6 protein-coding genes, 1 rRNA gene and 1 other RNA gene are annotated in these 9,450 nt (G+C 30.7%); all 8 read right to left on the bottom strand.

Annotated elements, in window-relative coordinates; translation table 11 throughout:
- Positions 1-110 (bottom strand): 16S ribosomal RNA (locus tag M3Z80_RS00905); the annotation flags it as partial.
- Positions 111-763: 653 nt separating this feature from the next.
- A complete protein-coding gene (rpmH, locus tag M3Z80_RS00900; protein ID WP_055425699.1) occupies positions 764-919 on the bottom strand; it encodes a 50S ribosomal protein L34 in 156 nt (51 codons plus the stop codon).
- A gap of 407 nt (positions 920-1,326) precedes the next feature.
- The gene (gap, locus tag M3Z80_RS00895; protein ID WP_293916636.1) at positions 1,327-2,337 is read right to left on the bottom strand and encodes a type I glyceraldehyde-3-phosphate dehydrogenase; all 1,011 of its coding nucleotides are present in this window, start codon (positions 2,335-2,337) and stop codon (positions 1,327-1,329) included.
- 43 nt (positions 2,338-2,380) lie between these two features.
- The gene (gene pfkA / locus M3Z80_RS00890) at positions 2,381-3,373 is read right to left on the bottom strand and encodes a 6-phosphofructokinase (protein ID WP_293916634.1); all 993 of its coding nucleotides are present in this window, start codon (positions 3,371-3,373) and stop codon (positions 2,381-2,383) included.
- A 369-nt stretch (positions 3,374-3,742) separates the two neighbouring features.
- Positions 3,743-5,137, bottom strand: coding sequence for a class II fumarate hydratase (gene fumC / locus M3Z80_RS00885; protein ID WP_293916632.1), 1,395 nt, complete (start codon positions 5,135-5,137; stop codon positions 3,743-3,745).
- A gap of 91 nt (positions 5,138-5,228) precedes the next feature.
- Complete coding sequence (gene yidC, locus M3Z80_RS00880; RefSeq protein ID WP_293916630.1) at positions 5,229-7,082, bottom strand: membrane protein insertase YidC; 1,854 nt, start codon at positions 7,080-7,082, stop codon at positions 5,229-5,231.
- Positions 7,060-8,712 (bottom strand): CTP synthase, encoded by a 1,653-nt coding sequence (locus M3Z80_RS00875; RefSeq protein ID WP_293916629.1) that lies wholly within the window; start codon positions 8,710-8,712, stop codon positions 7,060-7,062. The genes yidC and M3Z80_RS00875 overlap by 23 nt, the downstream gene beginning before the upstream one ends.
- A gap of 62 nt (positions 8,713-8,774) precedes the next feature.
- Positions 8,775-8,872, bottom strand: an RNA gene (ffs, locus tag M3Z80_RS00870) — signal recognition particle sRNA small type.
- Between the last annotated feature and the right edge of the window lie 578 nt (positions 8,873-9,450).

The following is a 9,450-nucleotide window of genomic DNA, read 5'->3' as shown; positions in this document are numbered from 1 at the left end:
GCACCCGTACGCCGGTCTCTCTTGAAGCAAGCTCCAAAATACCCCTCGGCTTGCATGTGTTAGGCCTCCCGCTAGCGTTCATCCTGAGCCAGGATCAAACTCTCCATTGTAATTCTTTTATCTTAACAATGCTTGTCTTCTCCAAAACTCAAAAGAATCTTTTCTCTTCCAGGTTCTGTTTTGCTACTTTATTTTTGTAAGCTTTTAAACTTTTTATTTCAACGATCTTTTTCTCTTTTCGCTCGCCATTCTTAACTTTTTAATCATCCGTTATTCCTGACTTGCGGGTGCAAAGATACTCACTTTTTTATTACTTGCAAGTTTTTTTTAATCTTTTTTTTAATCTTTTTTTACCTATAAAGATAAATACACCTGACTACCAAATATTTATACCCTGAAATTTTTTTTAAACTTTTTTTAATTCCCCCCCTCTCTTTCTTACTCTTTAGTACTATTCTTATTTCCCTTTTTTATAACTCAATTTTTTCCTCCCATCCCTCACTCATCTCTTTAATTCATTTTCCATTCATCTTTATATTATAACTTATTCTTTTATTATATTTAGAATTTGATTACTATCATATTATTGTGTTAGTTATTTAAATTCCTCGCCCCTATCTTAATCTTCTATCCTACTTTTTTATATTTCAAAGAAGATATTTTTTAAATATGATTATAATATAAGTTAACTTAAATTATATAATAAAAAAGACTGCTAATATACATAGCAGTCTTTTTAAATTTTCGATATTTTCTAAGCTTATTATCTTTTAGCTCTATATTCACTAACAGTTAATTGCTTTCTTCCCTTTGCTCTACGTCTTGCTAAGACTTTTCTTCCATTAGCTGATGCCATTCTCTCACGAAAACCATGCTTGTTTCTTTTCTTTCTTTCTGAAGGTTGAAATGTACGTTTCATCGGTTGTTATCTTATATCTTTATATTCGTTAATCTTATTTGAGATAGCAAAGATACTATTTATTTTTTATATTCCTACTTTTAATTGTGTTTTTGTGTAATTTTTTGCATATATCTTTAATGCTATTATACTTTTATACTATTCAATAAAGATTATTAGGTTTAAAATAACACATTTTTGATTGTCACAATTTTAATCACTAATAATTTTTATGTGTACAATATCCTATTTTATAAGATATGATTTCATTTTTATTAATGAATTAATTAATTTTTAAATTTTGTATTTTTCTATATTATTTTAAAATATACTTATTTTCAATAAATTATTGAAAATAAAAAAGCTATCTTAAAAAAGATAGCTTTTTATATAATTGTTTAACTTTATAAAACCATAATAAATGGATATTATCCGTTTATTTTAGCAATTCTTTGGATCAATTCCACAACCTTATTGGAATATCCCCACTCATTATCATACCAGCTAACTACTTTAACAAAAGTAGGACTTAATTGAATACCTGCTTTGGCGTCAAAGATTGATGTACGTGGATCTGTAATAAAGTCTGAAGATACTACTTCTTCATCTGTATATCCTAATATTCCTTTTAATTCACCTTCAGATGCTTCTTTCATTGCTTTACAAATTTCATCGTAGGTAGCTTCTTTAGCTAAGTTAACTGTTAAGTCTACTACTGAAACATCTAAAGTAGGTACACGGAATGCCATACCTGTTAATTTTCCATTTAGAGAAGGAATTACTTTTCCTACTGCTTTTGCTGCTCCTGTTGAAGATGGAATTATATTTCCTGCTGCTGCACGACCTCCTCTCCAATCTTTAGCTGACGGACCATCAACAGTTTTTTGGGTTGCAGTGGTAGCATGTACGGTAGTCATTAAACCTTCTAAGATACCAAATTTATCATTCAGTACTTTAACAACCGGTGATATACAGTTTGTAGTACATGATGCATTTGAAATAAATTGAGTCCCTTTTACGTAGGTATTATCATTTACACCACATACGAACATAGGAGTATCGTCTTTAGATGGCGCAGACATAACTACATATTTTGCTCCTGCATCAATGTGTCCTTGTGCTTTATCTTTAGTAAGGAATAATCCTGTTGATTCAACTATATATTCTGCTCCGATGTCTCCCCATTTAAGGTCTGCCGGATTCTTTTCAGCAGTTACTCTGATTGCTTTTCCATTTACTACTAGCTTTCCGTCTTTAACTTCTATTGTTCCATCAAATTTACCATGAACAGTATCATATTTTAGCATGTAGGCCATATATTCAACATCAATAAGGTCGTTAATACCAACAACTTCTATATTCTCATTATGTTGAGCAGCACGGAATACTAATCTTCCAATACGACCGAAACCATTAATACCAATTTTAATTTTTGACATAATACTTCTTTTTAACGTTATTTAAATTAATTTTTTATTTTATCTATGTAGAAAGGATATCGGCTACTTTTATAAGATCCTTGTCTATTTCATTATGTTTTTTTATTGCATCTTCTATTGGAGTAAAAACAACTTTACTTGATTGCATACCTGCCATAACATTCGATTTACCTGCCATTAACCCTTCAACTGCAGCTACTCCTAGCCTTGAAGCTAAAACTCTATCCGCAACAGTTGGTGATCCACCTCGTTGAATATGACCTAATACAGTGACTTTAACGTCAAATTCAGGATATTTCATCTTAGTGAATTTAGCTAAATCATATACACCTCCCAATTTTTCTCCTTCTGCAACTACTACAATGCTGGAAGTTTTACCTTTTTGTTTAGCATTATCGAAAGAAGCAAACAAATCTTCTATACTATCTTTTTGTTCTGGGATAAGTATATCTAAGGCTCCAGTAGCTATTCCACTATTGAGTGCTATAAATCCGGCATCTCTTCCCATAACTTCTATAAAGAAAACCCTATTGTGAGAAGTTGCCGTATCTCTGATCTTATCAATCGCATCAACTACGGTATTGAGTGCTGTGTCATATCCTAAGGTAAAATCCGTACCGAATATATCATTATCAATAGTTCCCGGTATTCCAATGAAAGGAATTCCTTGTTCTTTTTGAAATATTGTTCCTCCCGTAAACGATCCGTCTCCTCCTATAACAACCAATGCATCTATATTATGTTTTTTAACTGTCTGTGCAGCTTTAGCTCTTCCTTCAATTGTTCTAAATTCATCGGATCTTGCAGATTTAAGTTCAGTTCCTCCTCTATTAATTAGGTTTCTAACTGAACGAGGACCTAAATCAACAACTAAATCATTAATTAGTCCATCATATCCCATCCTTATTCCACAACATTCAATTCCATAATAATTAGCAGCTCTTACAACTGATCTTATGGCAGCATTCATTCCCGGAGAATCCCCTCCGGAGGTTAAAACACCTATTTTCTTTATTTTACTAATGTTTTTAGACATGTTTTTTTATAAATTTTTACATTCTAAGATCATACAAATATACTAATCATTTGTGGATTTTGCATTAATAAATGGACATATATAAATAGATATATATCATATTATCTTATATTGATTTAAAATTTAATTTTTATTAAATTTGTAGCTAATCTTCTTCTCACAAAGAATAAGCTAAATATTTATTTTATATCCACATTTTTTGCTTTATCTATATTTTTAAATATGGTTATTTAAACTTTGGTATTTAATAAATTCTACTTATCAATTTTTCAAAAATAATACCAGTATACTTGATTATTGCCGGTTTACGTTGATTTATAATACTCTGTTTCAAAAATTTCAGATCTTAGCTTGATTAAAATTATTATTTTATTTTAAGCTTCCGACCATGTCTTCTGGTTTCACCCATTGATCAAATTGTTCGGCAGTAACTAATCCTAAGTTAATAGCTTCTTCTTTTAGTGTGGTACCATTTTTATGTGCTGTTTTTGCAATTTTTGCAGCGTTTTCGTAGCCTATATGTGTATTTAAAGCTGTTACCAGCATTAATGAATTGTTTACTAATTGTTTTATCCTTGAATAATTGGGTTCAATACCGATCGCACAATGTTCGTGGAAAGAATTACAAGCATCTCCTAATAATTGTGCGGATTGTAAAAAATTATAGGCCATAACTGGCTTGAAGACATTTAATTCATAGTTTCCTTGAGTTCCTGAAAATGATATTGTTGTATCGTTTCCAAGTACTTGAGCACAAACCATGGTCATTGCTTCATTTTGTGTAGGATTGACTTTACCGGGCATAATGGAAGATCCTGGTTCATTTTCGGGTATAAATAACTCCCCTATCCCACTTCTTGGTCCAGATGCTAGTAATCGTATATCTTGAGCTATTTTAAATAAAGATACTGCTAATTGTTTTAAAGCTCCATGGGTTTCTACTATTGCATCATGTGCTGCTAAAGCTTCAAATTTATTGGGCGCTGTTATAAATGGTAAACCTATAAATTTGGAAATGTATTCTGCCACTTTTACATCATATCCTTTAGGGGTATTTAAACCGGTACCAACAGCTGTTCCTCCTAGAGCTAATTCTGATAAATGTGATAGGGTATTTTTGATAGCTTTTATGGCATGTTCTAATTGGGCTACATATCCTGAAAATTCTTGTCCAAGTGTTAATGGAGTAGCATCCATTAAATGTGTCCTTCCTATTTTAACTACATCTTTAAATTTTTCTGATTTTTCTTGTAATGTGTTTTTTAATTTTTCAACTGCAGGCAAGGTATGAGTTACTACTTTTTTGTATGCTGCAATATGCATCGCTGTAGGAAATGTATCATTTGATGATTGGGATTTATTTACATCATCATTAGGATGTATCGGACTTTTTTCTCCCAATTTTCCGCCTCCTAATACCAGTGACCTATTAGATATGACTTCATTTACGTTCATATTAGATTGGGTGCCGGATCCGGTTTGCCAAATAACTAATGGAAATTGATCATTTAAATCGCCTTTGATAATTTCATCGCATACTTTAGCAATTAAATCCCTTTTTTCAACCGGTAATACTCCCAAATCGCTATTTGCATAGGCCGCTGCTTTTTTTAAATAACCAAATGCTTCTATAATCTCTTTAGGCATTGATCCTTCGGGACCAATTTTAAAATTATTTCTTGATCTTTCAGTTTGGGCTGCCCAATATTTATCTCCGGGAACTTGAACTTCTCCCATAGTATCTTTCTCAATACGGTAATTCATGGTAAGTTTATATTATTATATTTATATTATACAAAAATAAAAAAAATCAGCCCCCTTGGCTGATTTTTTATCTAAATAAAATACTAACTTTTTATTTATCTCTATTTTTAGCTTGATTCATTTTTTGTTTTTGAATTTGTTTTTGTTGTTCTTGAGCTTGTTCCAACATTGCTTGCATTTTCTCTTGCCATTTACTTTTTTTCTTTTTAGGCTTGGCTTTGTTTTCCTGCATTTTTGCATGTAACTTTTCTTCGTTAATCAAAAAGTTTTTGATTAATACAATTAAAAGTATATTGATTGCGTTGGACACCAAATAATACCAAGAAAGACCAGAGGCATAAGAATTTAACCAGAAAATAAACATAACCGGCATCAGATACATCATAAATCTCATATCGGGCATACCTTCTTGCGTTGGTGCTTGCATCGTAGAAGTGGACATTTTAGTATAAATTAATAGTACTAAGCAATAAAGTATAGTAAATAAACTTATATGATTCCCATAAATACTTGATAATATAGGTATATGTGTAGTCCATTCATAAATAGAATCATATGCAGTAAGATCATCTGCCCAAAGAAAGGATTGTCCTCTTAAAGCTATATTATTCGGGAAAAATCGAAATAATGAATAGAAAATAGGTATTTGTATTAAGGCAGGTAAACATCCTGCTAAAGGATTTACTCCAACCTTTCTGTACAAATCCATAGTTGCTTGTTGCTTCTTTAGCGGATCAGAATTTTTATGTTTTTCATTTAATTCATCAATTTCTGGTTTAAGTATTCGCATTTTTGCTCCTTGTATGTATTGTTTATACATAATTGGAGAGGTAACTAATTTAACAACGATGGTCATTAAGAAAATAATCCATCCTGCAGCAATTCCGAATTTTGACAAGAATTCATAAATCCATAAATAAAATATACATAACCATTTCATCCATCCAAAAGGAATGTTATAGTAGAATTGTTTACTATCTCCATTATCGGCTTTATAAGATTTTAGCAAATCATAGTTTAATGGAAGAAAGTTCCAGGTATATTTTTGATTAATTTCTCCTTGTTGAACGGGAACTATACTCGTAAAGGAGAAATTTTTAAGATAATCGGGATTATCTCTTTCTGCTTCTTGAGTTCCTTTGGATTTATAAAACCCATTCTGAGCTTCTAAAATGGTAGCAAAGAATTGTTGTTTTATGCTTATCCAATCAATTTTATCTTTATCTTCAGTAAATCCGTTGGTATCGTAATCAGTCTGCGAATAATCGTTTAAGCTGTATCTAAATTCTGTATAGGTTGTTTCTTGCGACTTTCCTTTCTCCAGCGCAATTGCATTTTGATTCCAATTTAACATGGCATCTTGCTGATTGGTAATTTGTGATAATCCTTTCGTAAGAATTTGAAATTCTAAAGAATATTTACCTTTTAATGCGTAACGAAATTGTATAAAGCTATCATTTTCTAAATTGGCGGTAAGAACAGTTACATTTCCTTCTTTTGAAGGTGTAAAAATCAAATCTCTTGTATTGATAATTTTACCCGATTTATCTTTGAAAGAAATATTAAAATCCGTATTGTCTTTATTTACAAGAAATAAGGGTTTTTTATGTGATGCATTATCTTTATCGTAAGCCGTCCATTTTTTTAAACGTACTTCACGCAATTGCGCACCTAATGTACTTATTTTTACATCTATTTCATCATTTGAAAAAGGTAATAATTCTAATTTTGCCTGAGCTAATGAATCTGGCTTTACCGATGCTATTTTTTCATGTGATATCTGAACTTTATTTTCAGAGTTGATTACTTGCTGTTCAGTTTTTTGAGCTTCATCTATAGCTTTTTTTTGCTGATTATTGGAATAAACCAAAAATCCGATTAGAATAATCCCTATAAGAATAAAACCAATCAGCTGGTTTTTATCAAATTTGCTTTCTTGTTGCATTCTTTACTTTATTTATTTGATAATTTTGAGATGCTTTAACTAATGCCATAAATAACGGATGCGGAGAAGCTACAGTACTTTTATATTCCGGATGATATTGTACTCCTATAAAAAACGGATGATTTTTTACTTGAATAACTTCTACTAAACCGGTATCCGGATTAGTTCCAATAGCCTCTAAACCATTGTTTTCGAATTCATTTATATATTCATTATTGAGTTCATATCTATGTCTATGTCTTTCTTCTATATTCTGAGAATTATAGATTTTTTCAACAATTGAACCTTTTTTCAATTTGCATGCCCATGCTCCTAGTCTCATAGTACCTCCTTTATTGGAAACATTTTTTTGCTCTTCCATAAGACATATAACCGGTGCTGACGTCTGTAAATTAAATTCAACACTATCGGCATCTTTATATCCTAATACATTTCTTGCAAACTCAATTACTGCAATTTGCATCCCAAGACAAATTCCAAAGATAGGTATTTTATTTACTCTAGCATATTGACAAGCAACTATTTTTCCTTCTATGGCGCGATCTCCAAAACCCGGAGCAATAATTACTCCGTCTACATCTTTTAGGTAATCGGAAATATTTTCGTAGGTGAGATCTCCACTGTATATCCATTTAATATTGACTTTAGTTTCTAAAGTAGCTCCTGCATGTATCAATGCTTCAACAATAGATTTGTAAGAATCTTGTAGCGAAACATATTTACCTACTAAAGCTATTTCAACGTTATTTTTAGGATTTTTATATTTTTCCAAAAAATCGTTCCATTGCTTTAAGTCCGGCTTCTTATCTGTAGATAAACCTAATTCTTTTAATACTAAAGCATCAAAATTTTGATTTTGTAGGTACAAAGGAACTTCGTAAATGGTTGGAAGATCTTTACTTTCTATAACATTATCTATATTTAGATTACAGAATAAAGCAAGTTTTGATCGTACTTCTTTGGAAATTGAACATTCAGTTCTGCAAACTAAAAAATTAGTTTGTACTCCATATTCCATCAGTTGACGTACGGAATGCTGTGACGGTTTAGTTTTTAGCTCTCCACTCGCTGCTAAATAAGGAATTAATGTCAGATGAACTACAATGGAATTTTGATATCCTAATTCCCAACGTAATTGACGGACACTTTCTACATAGGGTAATGATTCTATATCTCCTACCGTTCCTCCTATTTCAGTAATAATAATATCAAAATCTCCTTTTTTCCCTAATATTTTAATTCTTCTCTTTATCTCATTAGTAATATGAGGAATAACCTGTACGGTCTTACCTAGAAAGTCTCCTCTTCTTTCTTTGTCAATAACAGTTTGATATATTTTACCGGTAGTAACATTATTATCTTTACTGGTAGGACTATTTAAAAATCTTTCGTAATGACCTAAGTCCAGGTCGGTTTCAGCTCCATCTTCAGTAACATAACACTCTCCATGCTCATAGGGATTTAATGTTCCCGGATCAATATTTATATAGGGATCCAACTTTTGAATGGTTACTTTATAACCTCTGGCTTTTAGTAGCATACCTAAAGAAGCAGCGACAATTCCCTTCCCAAGCGAAGAAGTAACACCACCTGTAACAAATATATATTTTGGAGAAGATTGGTCAGACATAATTTTAAAATTTAAATGATTTAGTTTATATAGTTTAGGATAGTTCAGTCAGTACCAATAAAAAAAGGCAAGCTACCTGCATCACACCGCTACAACCGTTTACCTTTGCTGCGTTCCCACCCTGGAGGATTCACAGGAGCTGGTTGTGCAGGACTTGCCGGTGCAAAAATATAACTTTTTACAAAAAATACAAAATAATGCCACTTTTTTGAAAAATATTTTTTACTTCTGTCGTTAAATAAATTTGATTTTGCAGGTATCTCAAAAAATATAAATCATTTAATTTATTTTAATTTTAAAATAAAAAAAGCATTTTATATTTATTAAAATTTCATAAATATTTTCAATTATCAAAAAAGTATATAAAATAACATCTTAATTTTTTCAAACTAACCAATTTCTATTATAATAAATCAAGATATGAACAGTATCGATTACATGTATTTATTGATTGTGTAAATCAGTATTTTTTATCCAAAATTATATAAATAAAATAAAAAGGATATTTTATCACAACTTATATTATCCAATATATGAAGCTAATTATGATTATTTGAAAGAATTGTAGATAGAAAATCAATTATTTTAAATAGTAAATGATTGTTTCAAGTAGGACTATCTTGATAAATATTTTCCAGTATGGTTAATGGTAATTTAGTTGGAGTTAGAGAAGTTATCTAATTAGTAAATCTAAAATATGAAACGAACCATATTTCATCAACAATACAGAAAATAATT

Origin of the sequence: Apibacter sp. (assembly GCF_025291155.1) — a bacterium.
Lineage (GTDB): Bacteria > Bacteroidota > Bacteroidia > Flavobacteriales > Weeksellaceae > Apibacter.
This window is presented reverse-complemented; position numbering and strand designations above follow the sequence as displayed.